The organism is Spirochaeta isovalerica, assembly GCF_014207565.1.
GTDB classification, from domain to species: Bacteria; Spirochaetota; Spirochaetia; order DSM-2461; family DSM-2461; genus Spirochaeta_F; species Spirochaeta_F isovalerica.
This window is the reverse complement of sequence record NZ_JACHGJ010000001.1, coordinates 248,816-265,052: the sequence shown is the minus strand read 5'-3', so window position 1 is coordinate 265,052 and position 16,237 is coordinate 248,816. Positions and strand designations below refer to the sequence as shown.

The window sequence follows — 16,237 nt, the reverse complement described above, 5'->3', positions numbered from 1 at the left end:
ATGAAATAAAAAATGGGCCTTCCGGAAAAAGGAGGAAAAACCGGAAGGCCCCACAAACAATAAAAAAATCTAAATCTAGGAGTAATTGCATTAGCCAATTTCCTGCTGCTTTCAAAAAGAAAAACACTGATTCTATTAAAAGTTACAAAATAATTGAAAAAAAATTGGGGAAATCCATTTGACTTTTTTGCACCACTTCTTTAACAATACTGTAGGAGCTTAAGTAATGCCAAAGAACCTGAATTACCGTTTCGGAGAAAAGATCAGACTTGTCAGGGAAAGACGGGGTATGACGCTGAAAGAAGTGGGAGCCGAGGCCAACGTAAGCGAGAGCCTTGTCTCTCAAATCGAGAGAAATAAAGTCTCGCCCTCTGTCGATACGCTGATGGCTATCACCGATGCCCTGGATATCGATCCCGAATACCTTTTCAGAGATTACAAGAAAAAAAGAAAAGTGCAAATCACCCACGAGGCCCAGAGGAACAGTTTAACTCTTAATAATGTCATTTATTATCAGCTGGCTTCCATCCTTGATTCGGAAACAGGAACGGGAAACTGCGAAGTTGAAACCATGCTTATAGAGATTCAGCCCGGTGGTCAGAAAGGAGATATCGAATACGGGCATCCGGGCAATGAAATCGGAATCATTCTTTCCGGAAAGGGAGAGCTCTTGTACGGCACGGAAACACATATATTAAATAAAGGCGACAGTCTCTCCTTCAGTTCCGATATTCCCCATATTCTCAGGAATCTGGGAGAAGAGAAGCTGGAAGCCTTATGGATTATTACTCCGCCGCGGGTATTTAAAGATTAGTAGAGGGAGAAAAAAATGGGAAAAACAATAGCTCAGAAGATTTTTGATTCCCACAGGGTGGACAACCCTTCGGGCGATATCAACGTAATAAAGCTGGATGCCGTTTTCTGTCATGAGATTACGACTCCAATCGCCATCAATGATTTAAAAAGCCGGGGCAAGTACAGAGTTTTCGATAAGAACAAGATCAAGGCTGTCATTGATCACGTAACCCCTTCAAAAGATTCCAAAACAGCCGAGCAGGCAAAAATCATGCGGGAGTGGGCACGGGATCTGGATCTTAAGGATTTTTTCGATGTGGGCCAGAACGGAGTCTGTCATGCCCTTTTTCCCGAAAAAGGATATGTCAGACCCGGGTATACGATTATAATGGGAGATTCCCATACATGTACCCACGGAGCATTCGGAGCCTTCGCAGCGGGAGTTGGCACGACAGACCTCGAAGTGGGCATCCTCAAAGGCGTATGCGCATTTAAATCACCCGAAACACTTAAAGTCGAGCTGACCGGTACAAGAGCCAAAGGCGTTTATGCCAAGGACATCATCCTCCATGTTATCTCCCAGCTGGGAGTCAACGGCGCAACGGATCATGTCATTGAATTCGACGGTTCCGTAATCGCGGATTTATCCATGGAAGAGAGAATGACTCTCTGCAATATGGCTATCGAGGCGGGCGGAACCTGCGGGATCTGTCCTCCCGATGAAACGACTGTAGATTATCTCTGGCCATTTATCAAAGATGGGTACTCCAGTAAAGATGAAGCCCTGAAAGACTACAGCCAGTGGATGTCCGATAGTGATGCCGAGTATTCCAAAGTTTTAAAACTGGATATCAGCAAGCTAGAACCGGTGACCACATTCGGCTTTAAACCGGATCAGGTTAAAAATGTAACTGATATGAAGAAAGCTCCTGTTGATCAGGTCTATATAGGCAGCTGTACAAATGGTCGGATAGAAGATTTAAGAGCCGCCGCCGCAGTGCTTAAAGGCAGAAAACTGAATTCTTCCGTGAGGGGCATACTGGCTCCGGCGACTCCGAAAGTATATAGAGAAGCTGTTAAGGAAGGCATTATAGACATTTTCATGGATGCGGGTTTCTGTGTGACGAACCCCACTTGCGGAGCCTGTCTGGGAATGAGCAACGGAGTTCTGGCCGAAGGGGAAGTCTGCGCTTCAACGACCAACCGGAATTTCAACGGTCGGATGGGAAAAGGCGGTATGGTACACCTTATGAGCCCCGCCTCTGCAGCAGCCGCCGGCATTGCCGGATATATTACCGATCCAAGAGCCTACCTGGATTAAGAAGGAGAAATGAATGAAAGACTTTAATGGAAAAATCCTCTTTCTCGACAGAAACGATATCAATACGGATGAAATCATACCGGCCAAGTATCTCACTGAAATTACAAAAGACGCCCTGAAGCCCTATCTCCTGGAAGACCTGAACATGGAGGGTTTCGATTCGGAATCTGACCTTCCTGGAAAAAAGGTAATTGTAACAAGAGAAAATTTCGGATGCGGCTCATCAAGAGAACATGCCCCCTGGGCTCTTGAAGTGAATGACATTAATATTGTTATCGCCGAAAATTTTGCCAGAATCTTCCGACAGAATATGTTCAACTGCGGAATGATGGCTGTTCCTCTGGAAAAGAATCAGATAGAGAAACTTTTCAGCACCTTCTCGGGTAAGGAGACAGAACTGAAAACAGACTTCGCCGGTAGTAAATTCACCTTTACTACCGGAACAGAATCGCTGGAAGTACCTTTTGAGATTTCCGACTTCGACCGCTCACTCGTCGAAGCGGGAGGCTGGGTCGATTTCGCTGACAAAAACTACTGAAAAAAGGGAGAGTCATGACGGCTCTCCCTTTTTTATCCCTCTTTGATTATGCTAATTGCGGTTCCGGCTCCCGATCTCCCACCTTGATCAGATTCATGAGGTAGAGAAAAGGTGTGTCCAGTAAGGCTGCGATGTACTTTACGACAAGAGTCGTAATGATAATTGAACCTACAATCTCCATAGGGAATATCCCCGCTAAAGCGAATCCCAGATTCACCAGAACTGTATCCACCAGCTGCGAGACAAAAGTGGACCCGTTATTTCTCAACCATAAGGTTTTGACTGAACTGTTCCAGTTACGGATTTTCGCATAAATAAAAACATCCAGACTCTGACTGAGAAAGTAGACAGCGTTACCGACCAGCACGGCTTTGAGCGTTCCCCCGTTTACTGAGAAAAACAGATCCAGTGCCTGATTGAAATCGGAACTGTAAGCCATACCTTTGAAGATGGTCGAAATAAACATAATAAGCACAAAGGAAAGATTGGCAAAGATTGAAATGTGAACGGCATTCCGGGCCTCTTTGTAGCCGTATTTTTCGTTCAGAAGGTCTGTTGCCAGGAAGATCCCCGCAAACATGACATTACCCAGGGTTGCTTCAAGCTGAAAAAAGCCGAAATCGAACATGACTCCTTTGTTGACCTGAAGATTGGCGGCGATGACACTGATGACAATGTATGCCAGAATGCCCCTTTTGCCCCAGAAACGGAACGACAGGGCGATCAATGCGAAATTCAGTATCGCAAAGATCATAAAAACCATTAAATTACTCATAAAAACTCCTAGTTTTGTTTCGCAGGATGGTTACGAACTGCGTCTGTCTTTAGACAGCAATAGCCTTTATATTGGAAAAAGATCTTATTGGCAAGCCCTGAAATGCTTTAGAGGTTCATCTAACTGAAATGAGGATAGTATGATCCTGAAGGAAATGAATATGGTGAGCTGAATCTACTGTAAATTACCGGTCAAAATCAAATTTTAACACGGACATCTCTATGTCCGCCTATTAGTGATTTATATTCTCTAATATATTGACGGTACAAGTCCTGGAAATTTTTCAGATCTTTTCTCTGTTTCCTGTTGATATTGGAATTCTCCAGATCATTAATCAGTTCGGAATAGAGGTTGATCTGTTTCTCAAGAAATATTTCCCTTTTATTGTCCATAATTATATTATTAACCTTTTGAGAACGACTGTATATAGGGATATTTCCTATAGGACTGCGAGATTTCCTCCTAAAAGACCATCAGATAGCTTAAAATAATTAATATGAAAGAAATATCACTTAACAGCGAATTAAAATCAAAAATTGAGCAAATCCTGACTTTTCGCTTTCTGACGACTGAAGAACTGGACGAACTGATTAAAGTTTCATCATTTCAATACTACGGTACTGATGAAAAAATCATTGTACAGGGTGAAGTCAATCAGGCTATATACGCCATAATCTCCGGAAATGTCAAAGTAACAGTTCGGGAAAGAGAAGAGACAGAAGCTTATATATCCACGATCGGCTCAGGGGAGGTCTTTGGCGAAGCCGGTATTTTCACCGAAGTAAAACGGACAGCAAACGTCACATGTACAGAAGAGACGCTGCTTCTGGAAATCAGCCGGAAAGGATTGATAGATTTTATTAGAAATCACCCGAGAGCGGGAAACAAAATTCTGATGCTTATTATTTACAGCCTTCTGAAAAAGCTGAGAGAAGTCAACCGCGAACTGGCTTACGAACGTAAAGCCGATGCGGACCAGGATGACATAGACTCAATAATCCGTAATTTCATGGACTAAAAAGCATAGAAAGTTTACATTTATAGTCAATTACGGAGGTTTATCTTGAAAAGATCAGCAAATTCTATGTTATTTCTGCAGCTCAGTCTGGCACTGATGTTTATCACTTTCGGTCTCGTCGGAATCATCAATTATAACTCCGATCTGGCGAATTTCGGACGTTCGGTTAACAAACTTTTCGGTCAGAGTAACGATATAATTCCCATTCTCTTCGCCGTTCTTGAGCTTGTTGCGGGTGTTCTCCTTCTCGCGTCCCTCTTTACAGGCACTTCCAGCAGGATTCTATCCCTGTCGCTTCTGGTGATTTTCATTTTCTGGATCGTCTATATTGTCATGAACTATTTCATGGGCGGTTTCGGGGAACCGGATTTTCTCATCTGGCTGAAAGGTCTTTCGCCTCAGCTGGTAGCGCTTTCCGGTCTCTGGATTATTACCAGAAACCGCGGCTGAGTTATTTTTTGCCGGCTGAATTCAGCCGGCTGGCATTGACAATAAATAAATATTTATTTATTTTATTTATATTCTGAGAAGAGGATTCATTCTCTTTAAGGAAAATCCAAAAATACTGATCCAGAGGTAGAACTGATGGAAAAGAGAATCGGAATAGTGGCTATTCTGGCGGATAACAGGGATTCCATTTGCACAATGAATTCCATATTTTCTGATTATCACGATATAATCAGAGCCAGACAAGGGCTCCCTTTTACTGACAAAAATATCCAAATCATCTCTTTGATCGTTGAAGGCACAACGGATCAGATCGGCGCTTTGACCGGCAAACTGGGTAGATTGCCCGGCTTGAAAGTCAAATCCATGCTGACAACATACAGGGAGAATGATGAAAGCGGCAATACAGACTGAGACCTTTCTCAATTACGACAGGATCCGGAATCTATCACGGGTTGCAAAACCTTCGAAAACCAGAATTGAAGAAATTCTGGAAAAAGGAAAAATTCTCAATGGTCTTTCCACTGAAGAAGCCGCGGAGCTTCTGGCCGTAGATGACAAAGAGAGCATCGATCATCTTCTCAGTACAGCATCATATGTAAAGAAAGAAATTTACGGCAAAAGAATGGTTTTATTCGCTCCGCTGTATGCGGGGAATCATTGTACCAACAACTGCCTGTACTGCGGCTTCAGAGCTGCCAATAAAGATATCCACAGAATCAAACTCAATATGGATCAGATCCGGCAGGATACGGAATCACTCATCAGAGAAGGGCACAAAAGAGTTCTGCTTCTTTCGGGAGAATCGGGACACTACCCTCTTTCCTATACATTGGATGCCATTGCAGCCGTTTACAGCGCCGAGGTCAATGGATCGCGGATCAGAAGAGTCAATGTGGAAATAGCTCCTATGGATATTGAGGATTTTAAGACTCTCAAAAAAGCCAATATCGGTACATATACCTGTTTTCAGGAAACCTATGACCCCGAACTCTATAAAATCTATCACCCGACCGGTAAAAAGAGCGACTATTCATACCGGCTTAATGTTATGCACAGAGCCATGGAAGCGGGCCTTGATGATGTGGGAGTCGGTGTTCTCTTCGGACTGGCAGACTATCGCTTTGAAGTGATAGCGCTTATGGAACATGCCGCGGATCTGGAAAAGAAGTTCGGATGCGGCCCCCATACGGTCAGCGTCCCCAGGCTGGAGCCCGCTCCGGGTTCGGCGATTTCCGAGGAAGTACCTTTCCCGGTTTCCGATGACGATTTCAGAAAAATCGTCGCTGTTATCAGAATAGCCATGCCCTATACGGGAATTATCCTCTCCACAAGAGAATCGGAAGACATCCGGAATGAATTGTTTCAATATGGAGTCAGCCAGGTTTCAGCTGGCTCAAGAACGACTCCCGGAGGCTATTCCCTGACGGGAGAAGAAGAAAACAAGCAGTTTTCTCTGGGAGATCACCGTTCCCTGGAAGAAGTCATCAACGATTTGACTGACGGAGGTTTCATACCTTCTTTTTGTACCGGGTGCTACAGAAAAGGAAGAGTCGGTAATGACTTTATGGATCTGGCCAAGCCCGGGTTGATTAAACATTTCTGTATGCCCAACGGACTTGTATCCTTCGCCGAATACCTGAGTGATTACGCTCCTGAAAATTTGAAGAAAAAAGGTTTCAACCTGATCGATAAAATTACCGCGGATGCGGGTTCCGGAGAAATAGGGACATTAATTTCAGATTCAATCGAAAGAGTGAAAAACGGAGAGAGGGATATTTACCTTTGAGAATGAAGGAAACAGAAAAAGCTATAGAATCTTTCGGAACAGAACAGACTCCCCCCGAGCTGATCAGAGCTTATGCGGAAGTCAAGAAAGCCGCGATTTCCGCCCAGCAGACTTGCTTCAATATTTACGATGCCGCTCTTTTCAATAAATTAATGACTGTTCTCGATGAAATTATCGACGGAAGTCATAATTTGCTTTTCAAACTACCTCTCAGTCAGGGTGGAGCGGGAACATCACTCCATATGAACCTCAACGAAGCGGTCTGTGTATTAACAGAAGAACCGGGTCTGGATCCGCTTGATGACCTGGCCAGGTTTCAATCTACCAACGATACTTTTTCCACGGCTGTGATTATAATGGTTTACAGACAGCTGCTTGAAATTGAAGAACTTGTTATCAGTTTGCAGGAGACGCTAGTTCATCTGGAACAGAAATATGGAACCGTGCTGATGACAGGGCGCACAGAGCTCCAGGATGCTTTGCCTATCACTTTGGGACAGATCTTCGCCTCCTGGGCCGGAGCCATTGAAAGGGACCGCTGGAGGCTTCATAAATTAAAGGAGCGGCTCCGGTCAATCCCGCTGGGCGGTACCGCCATGGGAACCTGTTTCAGTGCGCCGCGAAAATATGTTTACAAAGCCGAACAGAACCTGAGGCAAATCACCGATCTTCCCCTTTGCCGCAGTCAGAACCTGACCGATGCTGTCAGCAATCAGGATACTCTTGGTGAGGTTGCGTCAGGCATTCGTCTTCTGGCGCTGAATCTGGGAAAAATGACTGGAGATCTGTTGCTATACACCTCATCCCTGAGCGGAGAACTGATTCATAAAGAACTGCAGTACGGTTCGACTATCATGCCATATAAAGCGAACCCGGTTATTCTTGAGTTTGTCAGCGGCCTGTCAGTTTCCATTAAGCACGAATGCGCCAAAATTGAAGATTATGCCGGTGCCGGTCAGTTGCAGCTCAATGCTTATCTTCCCTTTATCGCCGAAGCATTTATTGCCATACACAAATCAGTGAAAAAAAGTCTTGTATCGCTCAACAGCCGTTTTTTCCCCGGCTTAACAATAGATACACGCAGAATTGAATTAAATCTCGCGGCTTCTCCCGCCATCATAAACACGTTGCGGAATGTCATCGGATATAGCAGGACTAAGGAACTGTCAGAGCTGATCAGAATGAAACAACCCGAAAGCCTTGAGGATGTTAAAAAAATCCTTTCTGAGAATTCTGATCTGACAGAAGCGTTCCTTGATAATTGGTTCAGAACTGAGAATCTGACAACCTACAGGGACATGAGTTTTGAAAATACGGAAAATAAGGACATATAATGGCTACAGCACTTGCGGAATCGACGCGAATCGTCTTGATAGGCATAAGAAACGCGGGAAAATCCTCATTGATGAATACTCTTTTCGAGAAGGACATTTCAATTATTTCCTCCACTCCGGGAACGACAACTGATCCCGTTACAAGACAGATGGAGCTCGGGGCTCTCGGTCCCGTAGCCATAACCGATACAGCCGGTCTCGACGATGAAGGCGAGCTGGGAAAAATGCGGGTTATGAAAACTCTGGAATCATCCGCAGCATCGGCTATTAATATATTTGTCACACCTCAGGACAAGGCGCCTACGATAGAAGAAAAAGAGATTCTGAAAGAGCTGCTAATCAAAAACAGCCGAACTCCCCTTGTCTGTGTCCTGACTCACAGCGACTGTCCTGCAAATATTGAGAAAGTCGAACTGGTTTCGCCTGTTCCCAAAGTCAAAGTCAACAATCTGACGGGCGAAGGGGCCCAACAGTTGAGAAACCTGCTGATAGAACAGAAGGAAAAACTGATACCCGAAATGACACCTCTCGAAGGTCTGGTCGATGAAGGAGATCTGGCCGTTCTTGTAACGCCCATTGACCTTGCCGCCCCGAAAGGCCGTCTCATTATGCCTCAGGTTCAAACCATAAGGGATCTTCTGGATAAAGACTGCGCTTCCCTGGTCGTTAAGGAAAGAGAACTGTACTCTTTTTATAATAATCTCATCCAGAAACCAAAACTGGTGATTACCGACAGCCAGGTTTTTCATAAAGTTGCCGCCGATATCCCCGAAAATCAGCTGCTTACTTCCTTTTCCATACTTTTCGCTAGAAAAAAAGGGGATCTTGAAGAATTTATCAAAGGGATAATCAACCTGAAAAAGACACCTGAGGGAGGCCGTATTCTCGTTATGGAATCCTGCTCTCATCACAGACAGGCAGACGACATAGGGACTGTCAGGATTCCCAGACTTTTCCGCCAGCTTGTTCACTCCAATGTGGAATTCGATTTTACCAGAACGCTACCATCCGATGAGGATCTGGAAAAGTATTATATGGTCATCCATTGCGCAGGTTGCATGATCAACAGAGAGAAAATGATGGACCGATTGGAAAGGATTCGCAGGAAAGGCGTTTTCATTACGAATTACGGTCTTTTTCTCGGTTGGGTTAACGGACTGCTTCCGCGGGCTCTGGAACCATTCCGGGATCTCTACGAAGAATACCGAGAGGCCTTTGACTGAAAAAAAAGGCAGGAATCATCCGGAGGGTTGTTCCTGCCTTATTTTCTGTTAACCCCAGGGTTGAACTCTGTTAAATGTCTGATTTCTGTCAGGACCGACTGAAACCGTTCCTATGGGAGTTTCAACATAATCTTCAATGAAGCTTATATAGTCTTTTACTTCACCAGGCAGTTCCTCATATGATGAACATTTCGTCAGGTCGGACTTCCAGCCCTTGAAAGTTCTGGTGACAGGTTTGGCTTTAGCCATGAGATCAATTCTCGCAGGAAGCACATCTGTCACTTCCCCATCGATCTCATAACCGGTACAGACTTTTATTTCGTCGAATGAATCGAAAATATCGATTTTAGTCATAACCAGATAATCGATAGAGTTTGACCAGCAGGCATATTTCAGTGCCACAAGATCCAGATAACCGCATCTTCTTGCCCGTCCGGTCGTGACTCCGAATTCCTGTCCGATTTTCAAAATCTGATCGCCCAGATCTCCATCTCTTTCCCTGTCGTACTCCGATGGAAAGGGTCCGTTGCCGACTCTCGTGGAATAAGCTTTGAAAACGCCGTATATCCTGTCGAGCTGTCGCGGTCCGATACCACTTCCCATTGCCGCGCCGGCGCTGCTGGAATAGCCGGATGAAACATAAGGGTATGTTCCGCTGTCCAGATCGAGCAGAACTCCCTGGGCACCCTCAAACAGGATATTCTTGTCTTTATTTTCATAGAGATACTGTGAAATATTGCAAACCATATCTCTCATTTTTTCTTTAAAGGGATCGAGGAATCTTCTGTCTTCCTCTTCAAGCATGGCATAGCGATTTTCATCATACATATCGCCCACCCGGAATCCGTCCCGGGAGGATTTTAAAGCATAGGTGACTCCGATGCCCCGGCCGGTAGTGCCTATGGGGTTTTTTCTGCTTTTATCAATCTCCACATCCATATCACGGTATCGGGGGAGAACGATGTGAGCCCTGTCGGAGACAAGGATTCTCCCTTTACAGTCAAGGCCTTCCGCTTCCAGCCCTTCCAGTTCTTTAAACATGGATTCGGGGTCAATAACCATTCCGGAACCGAGAATTGCAGTCTTGTCCGGGTTCACAATACCTGATGGTATGAGATGAAGTTTGTAAACTTTTTCGCCTACGACTATGGTGTGCCCTGCATTGGCACCTCCGGAAAACCGGACCACGATGGAAGACTCCTCCGATAGATAATCGACAATCTTCCCCTTTCCTTCGTCGCCCCACTGGGCTCCGATCACTACAAGCTTCATACAATACCTTCTCAGAAACAAAAATACGGCTCCCGAAGGCAGCCGTACCCTATTCTACTTTTTTTACACAATTCATTCAATATCAGATAACCTGTCCACATCTTTGAGGATTCCGGGATCATTCACTTCGATTTCGCTGATGCGGCAACTTTTCAGGATATCTTTCATCATCAGGGTTTCAGGAGCATCGGCTATTATTGAAGAAACTGTCGAATTGACCAGCACGGGATGTCCTCTCATGCCTTTGTAAATGGGAAAAAGAGCATCTTCAAAGAAGCGGTCCTCCATAAGAGAAAAAGTTTCCGGCTGAATATAAGGCATGTCGGCCAGGGCAATAAAGAACCTGACGGTTCTGATGTAATTCAAAGCCGTTTTGACAGAAGTCAACATTCCCTTTTCATAACGGGTATTTTCCACTAATGTGACATGGGGCAGATCTCCGATCAGCCGGGAGAGCAAGCTGAAATTGTAACCGCCGACAACGATTACCTGACGGGAAGTCATGGAGGCATTGGAAATAGAGCGCCTGATCATGGGAATTCCGCCGACTTCAACTTCCGGCTTCCATTTTCCCATTCTCGACGACAATCCCGCAGCGAGAATCACGCAATCATTTCTCATAAATTAAATCTATTATTTGAATAAAAATATAACTAGCCCTATACTCATAATATGGCAAAAATTGAAGCTATAATTGACTATATCATAAAACATGATAATTACATTGTAACATGCCACGAATCTCCAGACGGCGATGCTCTGGCCGCGGAATATGCCCTGGCCAGAGGCCTTCAGATATATGGAAAGAATGTCAGAATAATTAACAGCGACGCGACGCCGGGAAAATATGATTTTCTTGATTCATGGAATATGATTGTCCAATACCAGTCTTCCGATGATCTGCCGGAAGAATTGGACAAATGGACGCTGATTATCGTCGATACGGAACTGTCCAATATCGGTTCAATCAAAGAAATTATTCCTCCCAGAGCCGTGCAGACGCTGATCATCGACCATCATAATTTCGGCGATGAGACAGCGCCCTATACATACCTTAACCCGGATGCCGGGTCTTCAAGCGAAATCATTTATACAATTCTTGAAAAGCTCGGAGTGGAAATCACTCTGGATATCGGCATTGCCATCTATACGGGTATTGTCTACGACACGGGTTTTTTCGCCTACCCCAAAACTAATGCTTATGAATTCCATATAGCGGAAAATCTGGTCAATATAGGTGTTGATCCCAGTAAGATCTACTCCCTTCTGGCAGAAAGCAAATCTATCGAGTCGATTATTCTCCAGACCCTGGTACACCAGAATATGAAACTTCATTACGACCAGAGAGTGGCTGTTCAATATATGAGCCGGAAAACCCTTCTTGACTCCGGTGCTAAATACGAAGAGTCGCAGGAAATTGTCAACTTCCCCCTCCAGAGCCAGAAAGTGCGGGCCTCTGTTTTTTTCAAAGAAGACACGACAGGTCTCCTCCGATGCTCCATCAGATCGAAAGGGGAAGTCAATTGCGCAGAAGTGGCCCGCAGCTTCAATGGCGGCGGACATAAAACCGCGGCTGGTTTTAAATGCTACGAGCCATTTGAAGATATTAAGCCAAAGGTGCTTGATATGCTCGGGAGTTATTTTACATAATATCATCCATGATAAAAAACGGAACATTTCCCGCAGCAGCGGCTTTACTTATGTCTCTTTTGATTTCCTGCGGTTCGCCTCAATCCGATGAGGAAAACATTACCCCGCAGACTATTATTCCCGGTTTGGCAAATGATTCTGAGCAGATTCCGGATAGTGACAACACGATTGTTCCGGCTGATTCCATAATCAACAGTCTACAGATCCTGATAGATAGGGAGTACCGGGACTACGATATTCTCAATATCAATCTCGATGAGGATGAAACTGAAGAGCAGATAATCCTGGCAAGCCCTCTTAACGAGGATAAAAATGTATTCCGGATATACATAGCCGATTTTGATGAAAAAAAAGACGAATATTACGAACTGTACCGCAGCGATATCGGGACTTACAATCTCAACATAGCATCAATTGAATGTGATGATCTTACAGGAGATCATTTAAATGAGATAATCATCACCGGTATCGATACGAAAGATCAGCAGATTCTGGAAGTTTTCAAGCTTTTTCCCGAAAAGGACTCCCAGTCCTATACTGTTAAAAAAGTATTTAACCAGGCCGTTGATGGTGATTTTGAAATCATCAGAATGGACAGAGGCAACGATTACAAAATTGACGGCCTTACTGGAGAAAGCTTCGGACTTGAAGTACAGAAAAAGAATCCCGATGACGAGAAGAATCTCATTGTCGAGAGGTTCAAATGGAATGCTGAAAAAAAATACTATGAGCTTTCCAACTCGGAAAAAGTCCGCATATCATCTCTTTCCAATGAAAATCTGTTGAACTTTTACAGGGGCACCAGCGAAGATTATCTCGATTTCCTCAAGGGACCATGGTTCAAAACGAAAGACCTCAACGGGAATGCCACTCATAATATGAATGAGATATTTCAGATTATACCCGAGGAAAAAACAATCACCTTTTATTCCGGAGATATCCAGGAAAGCTTTACCTGGAATGAAAATACCGAACCGGTAAAATACCGCCAGATTTTATCTTTCTTCAGTGTGAGAAATAACTTTTTAACAAGTATGTCTTTTTCCATAAGCATCAGCATAGACAGCTTTGAAACTATACAGGTCAAAATAAGAGGAAACCAGCGCTGGGGAGGAACCTACAGCCAGCTGACTGAAAATCTCCAGAAGGCTCTTACGGACAACTCCCGTGAGAATCTGCTCCTATCTGAAATGAAGGTAAAAGGCCTTTATAAAACGAATCTCAATACAGAGATCCTCTTCGACAGTCCCGAATATATCCTGAAAGAGGATGATAAGGAAACAAGAGGTATATTTACAATTTTTGATCTGGAAGGTCAACAGATACTTGAAATGAAAGAACTCAGCTCAAACGGACTGACAAGAGATATTAAGACCTATTTAATGGAATATAGCGAATCCGCTGATGATTTGAGAATCATCAGAACCATCACCTTGAAAAAAGGCGTATTAAGAGCGCGGGGAATAGCACCGGAAAGCGGCTCTGAACTCCATTTCGAGCAGATAGAAAAAGTCGATCAGGAGACTACGGAGAATCCGTAATAAATCCGTCAAAGCCTTTGGTTTTTAATTTCTGCAGCAAATCCGGGCTGTCCCCCGTAACGTATACTTTATAGACAGTCCCGTCCCTGGACGTAATAACATCAAAACCGGATGTTTCTAGACTCAAGGCCAGCTCGCGGGCATTATCTTCCCGGGAAAAAGCGCCTGTCTGGATGTACACATCCGGTTCTGTTGCCGGTTCAGGGTTCTCTGTCGTGACATCCTCCAGGGAAAGAAAAAAATCAGACAGCCTTGTCATTTTTTTTATCCGGCCTTTCATAATTGCCAGTTCCACTGAATCGGGATAGGTCTCTATCATAAAATCAACAACCCGCCGGGCTTCTTGGTTGTTATTTGTTCTTCTATAAATATCCCACAGAGCCAGCTGAATGGCCGGATATAAATTGCTGTATCTGCTTTGAATCAGAATCTCTTCAGCTTTTTCCCACTCGTCTCTGTAGACAAGAAGTTCTGCCTTGAAAAGAAGGGCGTCTACGTAGATATCAGGACTGAGATCCTTCATCAGGAGAGCATCGATATCTCTGTCCGTCGGAATTTCTCCCGTTTGATAGAGGAGCTTCATGGCACGAAGCAGCATTTCAGAATCAGAAGGGCTAACCGAACCGGCAGCCATTCTGTAATAATCTGCCGCATAACTGTAGCGGAAGGTCAACTCATACAACATCCCTACCTGTTCATACAAATCGTGAAGAACTGAACCGGACAATATAGAGGCAAAACCAAGATAAAGAGAAATCGCCCCATCGGCATCTCCGGCCAGCGCGGCTGATTTGAAAAGAATATCGGAAAAGCGACTATCCTCTGTGTTATCTTTTAACCACCGGGAATAAATTCTGAAGGCTTCCTCTGTCTTACCCTCTTTCTCCAGTATAGAAGCATCATACAGAGGATCGGAGAACAGGGGATGAGCAGAGAGAAAGAGAAGAAATAATAGTAACTTACGCAGTCGTTGTTTTATCAACTGACTCTTTTTCCGCCTTTTGTTTTTTCTTTTTCTTTTTTAATCGGCTGATTGAACGGTTTACTGCAAAAGGAATGACGGAAAGAGCTCCCAGAAGGTATGCCCCGAAGAGACTTACATAAATTGGAACGTTCTGAAAGCTGGCTTTTTCTCCGAACCAGAACCTAATATCGGAACTGTAGCCAGCATTGAGACCTATAAAAAGGATAACAAGAGCCATTATGAATAGAAAACGCATCATTCTCCAGGGCATGGGACCTCCTCGCCGAAAAAGGTCTGACCTTTCAGCGATGTAATTTTAACAGTCAGGATTTTTCCGATCAAGTCCTTTGTTCCTTTAAACAGGACTGTCTCGTTTCTCTCCGTACGACCGAGTATCTCTTCATCTGATTTTTTCGATACATGCTCGGCAATAACTTCTACGGTTGAACCGATCCTTTTATCAAACTCGCCGGCTGTTATGTCTCTCTGAAGAGCGATTATTTCAGCTAACCGGGCTTTCTTGATTTCATCCGGGAGACTATCCTCACGACCGAAAGCTTTAGTTCCTTCCCGGGGGTTATAAAAATAGGTGAAAGCTTCAGAAAACCTGACCTTTCTCATCAGATCCTTCAATTCCTCGAGATCCCCGGGAGTCTCCCCGGGAAAACCCACCATGATATCGGACGTCAATGAAATATCAGGCATGGCCTTTTTCAGCTTATCGACAAGCAGTAGATAATCTTCTTTAGTATAACGCCGGTTCATTTCCATCAGGACTTTGGAGGAACCGTGCTGAACCGGCAGATGAAGGTGTTTACAAACAGCATCTTCCGATGCCATCACTTCAATAATATCATCGGTGAGATCTTTAGGATGAGCTGAGAGGAATCTGATCCTTTTAACACCGGTTTCTCTGGCGGTCCGACGGAGGAGTCCGGCGAAATTGACATCAGCCTCTTTATCGATGTACGTGTTGACATTCTGTCCGAGAAAAGTGACATCCTTCACACCCTTTTCAACAAGAGATTTCACTTCCCCGAGGATCTCTTCGGCGTCCCGTGAGACTTCCCTTCCTCTGACGTAGGGAACGATGCAATAAGTACAGAAATTGTTGCAGCCGTGCATTATGGGAACCAATGCATTGATTGAATCGACGGATCCGTGACTCTGATGGAAGGAGTATCTGTTCTCCTCCAGAAAATCCTCCTGTCCTGTATAATCGCCGGACAGTTTCTTAACCAGAAGCTTCTGACCTTTCGTCCCTGCGACAATATCCACAGCTGAACCTTTTTTAGTCAGCTCATCTTTACGGTTCTCCGCCATACACCCCATGACAACGAGTTTCATATCCCGTTCTTTTTTTAAATGCTTGTAGTGTCCGATTCTGCCCCAGATCCTGTTTTCCGCCGACTGGCGCACCGTACAGGTATTGATTATAGCCAGATCGGCCTCGTGTTCGCTTTCAGCTTTTATCCAGCCTTCCGCCTGAAGCTCCAGTTCCAGAGCGGCGGCTTCGGCTTTATTCATCTGGCATCCGTAATTTTCCAGCCAGTATTTCTTTTCAGACATA

At 44.5% G+C, this 16,237-nt stretch carries 18 protein-coding genes and 1 riboswitch; of the genes, 11 read left to right on the top strand and 7 right to left on the bottom strand.

From position 1 onward, the window contains the following. Positions 1-226: 226 nt before the first annotated feature. From HNR50_RS01055 to HNR50_RS01045, 3 genes are read left to right on the top strand one after another with little or no spacing between them, the layout of a single operon-like run. Positions 227-814 (top strand): helix-turn-helix domain-containing protein, encoded by a 588-nt coding sequence (locus tag HNR50_RS01055; RefSeq protein ID WP_246433726.1) that lies wholly within the window; start codon positions 227-229, stop codon positions 812-814. 15 nt (positions 815-829) lie between these two features. Further along, entirely contained in the window at positions 830-2,116 is a 1,287-nt protein-coding gene (locus tag HNR50_RS01050) for a 3-isopropylmalate dehydratase large subunit (protein ID WP_184742546.1), read from the top strand. A 13-nt stretch (positions 2,117-2,129) separates the two neighbouring features. After that, positions 2,130-2,654: a 3-isopropylmalate dehydratase small subunit gene (locus HNR50_RS01045; RefSeq protein WP_184742544.1), complete on the top strand. Its 525-nt coding sequence runs from the start codon at positions 2,130-2,132 to the stop codon at positions 2,652-2,654. A gap of 46 nt (positions 2,655-2,700) precedes the next feature. Here the strand turns inward: HNR50_RS01045 and HNR50_RS01040 are convergent, their stop codons facing one another. Together HNR50_RS01040 and HNR50_RS01035 are read right to left on the bottom strand one after the other, a co-directional pair. Continuing rightward, entirely contained in the window at positions 2,701-3,429 is a 729-nt protein-coding gene (locus HNR50_RS01040; protein WP_184742542.1) for a queuosine precursor transporter, read from the bottom strand. Positions 3,430-3,431: 2 nt separating this feature from the next. Continuing rightward, a riboswitch (PreQ1 riboswitch) is annotated at positions 3,432-3,476 on the bottom strand. Positions 3,477-3,626: 150 nt separating this feature from the next. Beyond that, positions 3,627-3,821 (bottom strand): hypothetical protein, encoded by a 195-nt coding sequence (locus HNR50_RS01035; protein WP_184742540.1) that lies wholly within the window; start codon positions 3,819-3,821, stop codon positions 3,627-3,629. A gap of 104 nt (positions 3,822-3,925) precedes the next feature. On the opposite strand from HNR50_RS01035, the gene HNR50_RS01030 reads away from it, so the two are divergent. The 6 genes from HNR50_RS01030 to hydF all read left to right on the top strand — a co-directional run bounded on the left by HNR50_RS01030 (position 3,926) and on the right by hydF (position 9,240). Next, entirely contained in the window at positions 3,926-4,447 is a 522-nt protein-coding gene (locus HNR50_RS01030; protein ID WP_184742538.1) for a cyclic nucleotide-binding domain-containing protein, read from the top strand. Positions 4,448-4,492: 45 nt separating this feature from the next. Then, complete coding sequence (locus tag HNR50_RS01025) at positions 4,493-4,897, top strand: hypothetical protein (RefSeq protein WP_184742536.1); 405 nt, start codon at positions 4,493-4,495, stop codon at positions 4,895-4,897. 135 nt (positions 4,898-5,032) lie between these two features. Continuing rightward, positions 5,033-5,308: a TM1266 family iron-only hydrogenase system putative regulator gene (locus HNR50_RS01020; RefSeq protein ID WP_184742534.1), complete on the top strand. Its 276-nt coding sequence runs from the start codon at positions 5,033-5,035 to the stop codon at positions 5,306-5,308. Continuing rightward, complete coding sequence (gene hydG, locus HNR50_RS01015) at positions 5,283-6,683, top strand: [FeFe] hydrogenase H-cluster radical SAM maturase HydG (RefSeq protein ID WP_184742532.1); 1,401 nt, start codon at positions 5,283-5,285, stop codon at positions 6,681-6,683. The genes HNR50_RS01020 and hydG overlap by 26 nt, the downstream gene beginning before the upstream one ends. 2 nt (positions 6,684-6,685) lie before the next feature. Further along, the gene (locus HNR50_RS01010; protein ID WP_184742530.1) at positions 6,686-8,017 is read left to right on the top strand and encodes a lyase family protein; all 1,332 of its coding nucleotides are present in this window, start codon (positions 6,686-6,688) and stop codon (positions 8,015-8,017) included. Continuing rightward, positions 8,017-9,240 (top strand): [FeFe] hydrogenase H-cluster maturation GTPase HydF, encoded by a 1,224-nt coding sequence (gene hydF, locus HNR50_RS01005; RefSeq protein ID WP_184742528.1) that lies wholly within the window; start codon positions 8,017-8,019, stop codon positions 9,238-9,240. The genes HNR50_RS01010 and hydF overlap by 1 nt, the downstream gene beginning before the upstream one ends. A gap of 48 nt (positions 9,241-9,288) precedes the next feature. Here hydF and purA read toward each other — a convergent pair whose 3' ends face one another. Continuing rightward, a complete protein-coding gene (purA, locus tag HNR50_RS01000; protein WP_184742526.1) occupies positions 9,289-10,512 on the bottom strand; it encodes an adenylosuccinate synthase in 1,224 nt (407 codons plus the stop codon). A 72-nt stretch (positions 10,513-10,584) separates the two neighbouring features. Beyond that, positions 10,585-11,133 (bottom strand): nucleotidyltransferase family protein, encoded by a 549-nt coding sequence (locus HNR50_RS00995; RefSeq protein WP_184742524.1) that lies wholly within the window; start codon positions 11,131-11,133, stop codon positions 10,585-10,587. A gap of 51 nt (positions 11,134-11,184) precedes the next feature. On the opposite strand from HNR50_RS00995, the gene HNR50_RS00990 reads away from it, so the two are divergent. Both HNR50_RS00990 and HNR50_RS00985 read left to right on the top strand, forming a co-directional pair. Continuing rightward, positions 11,185-12,162, top strand: coding sequence for a DHH family phosphoesterase (locus HNR50_RS00990; protein WP_184742522.1), 978 nt, complete (start codon positions 11,185-11,187; stop codon positions 12,160-12,162). 8 nt (positions 12,163-12,170) lie between these two features. Then, a complete protein-coding gene (locus tag HNR50_RS00985; RefSeq protein ID WP_184742520.1) occupies positions 12,171-13,703 on the top strand; it encodes a pallilysin-related adhesin in 1,533 nt (510 codons plus the stop codon). Here the strand turns inward: HNR50_RS00985 and HNR50_RS00980 are convergent. Genes HNR50_RS00980 through miaB form a run of 3 tightly spaced genes read right to left on the bottom strand, consistent with a single transcriptional unit; the run spans position 13,687 to position 16,236 of the window. Then, a complete protein-coding gene (locus tag HNR50_RS00980; RefSeq protein ID WP_184742518.1) occupies positions 13,687-14,685 on the bottom strand; it encodes an SPOR domain-containing protein in 999 nt (332 codons plus the stop codon). The genes HNR50_RS00985 and HNR50_RS00980 overlap by 17 nt on opposite strands. Then, on the bottom strand, positions 14,663-14,938 hold the full coding sequence (locus HNR50_RS00975) for a hypothetical protein (RefSeq protein WP_184742516.1): 276 nt from the start codon (positions 14,936-14,938) through the stop codon (positions 14,663-14,665). The genes HNR50_RS00980 and HNR50_RS00975 overlap by 23 nt, the downstream gene beginning before the upstream one ends. Next, positions 14,923-16,236, bottom strand: a complete 1,314-nt coding sequence (gene miaB / locus HNR50_RS00970; RefSeq protein WP_184742514.1) for a tRNA (N6-isopentenyl adenosine(37)-C2)-methylthiotransferase MiaB — start codon at positions 16,234-16,236, stop codon at positions 14,923-14,925. Before miaB ends, HNR50_RS00975 begins: the two co-directional genes overlap by 16 nt. Position 16,237: the final 1 nt, after the last annotated feature.

What these genes read in the sequence shown, in the direction of transcription:
- HNR50_RS01055 (WP_246433726.1), top strand. Translation starts at nt 227, where the DNA reads ATGCCAAAGAACCTGAATTACCGTTTCGGAGAAAAGATCAGACTTGTC.
- HNR50_RS01050 (WP_184742546.1), top strand. Translation starts at nt 830, where the DNA reads ATGGGAAAAACAATAGCTCAGAAGATTTTTGATTCCCACAGGGTGGAC.
- HNR50_RS01045 (WP_184742544.1), top strand. Translation starts at nt 2,130, where the DNA reads ATGAAAGACTTTAATGGAAAAATCCTCTTTCTCGACAGAAACGATATC.
- HNR50_RS01040 (WP_184742542.1), bottom strand. Translation starts at nt 3,429, where the DNA reads ATGAGTAATTTAATGGTTTTTATGATCTTTGCGATACTGAATTTCGCA.
- HNR50_RS01035 (WP_184742540.1), bottom strand. Translation starts at nt 3,821, where the DNA reads ATGGACAATAAAAGGGAAATATTTCTTGAGAAACAGATCAACCTCTAT.
- HNR50_RS01030 (WP_184742538.1), top strand. Translation starts at nt 3,926, where the DNA reads ATGAAAGAAATATCACTTAACAGCGAATTAAAATCAAAAATTGAGCAA.
- HNR50_RS01020 (WP_184742534.1), top strand. Translation starts at nt 5,033, where the DNA reads ATGGAAAAGAGAATCGGAATAGTGGCTATTCTGGCGGATAACAGGGAT.
- hydG (WP_184742532.1), top strand. Translation starts at nt 5,283, where the DNA reads ATGATGAAAGCGGCAATACAGACTGAGACCTTTCTCAATTACGACAGG.
- HNR50_RS01010 (WP_184742530.1), top strand. Translation starts at nt 6,686, where the DNA reads ATGAAGGAAACAGAAAAAGCTATAGAATCTTTCGGAACAGAACAGACT.
- hydF (WP_184742528.1), top strand. Translation starts at nt 8,017, where the DNA reads ATGGCTACAGCACTTGCGGAATCGACGCGAATCGTCTTGATAGGCATA.
- purA (WP_184742526.1), bottom strand. Translation starts at nt 10,512, where the DNA reads ATGAAGCTTGTAGTGATCGGAGCCCAGTGGGGCGACGAAGGAAAGGGG.
- HNR50_RS00995 (WP_184742524.1), bottom strand. Translation starts at nt 11,133, where the DNA reads ATGAGAAATGATTGCGTGATTCTCGCTGCGGGATTGTCGTCGAGAATG.
- HNR50_RS00990 (WP_184742522.1), top strand. Translation starts at nt 11,185, where the DNA reads ATGGCAAAAATTGAAGCTATAATTGACTATATCATAAAACATGATAAT.
- HNR50_RS00985 (WP_184742520.1), top strand. Translation starts at nt 12,171, where the DNA reads ATGATAAAAAACGGAACATTTCCCGCAGCAGCGGCTTTACTTATGTCT.
- HNR50_RS00975 (WP_184742516.1), bottom strand. Translation starts at nt 14,938, where the DNA reads ATGCCCTGGAGAATGATGCGTTTTCTATTCATAATGGCTCTTGTTATC.
- miaB (WP_184742514.1), bottom strand. Translation starts at nt 16,236, where the DNA reads ATGTCTGAAAAGAAATACTGGCTGGAAAATTACGGATGCCAGATGAAT.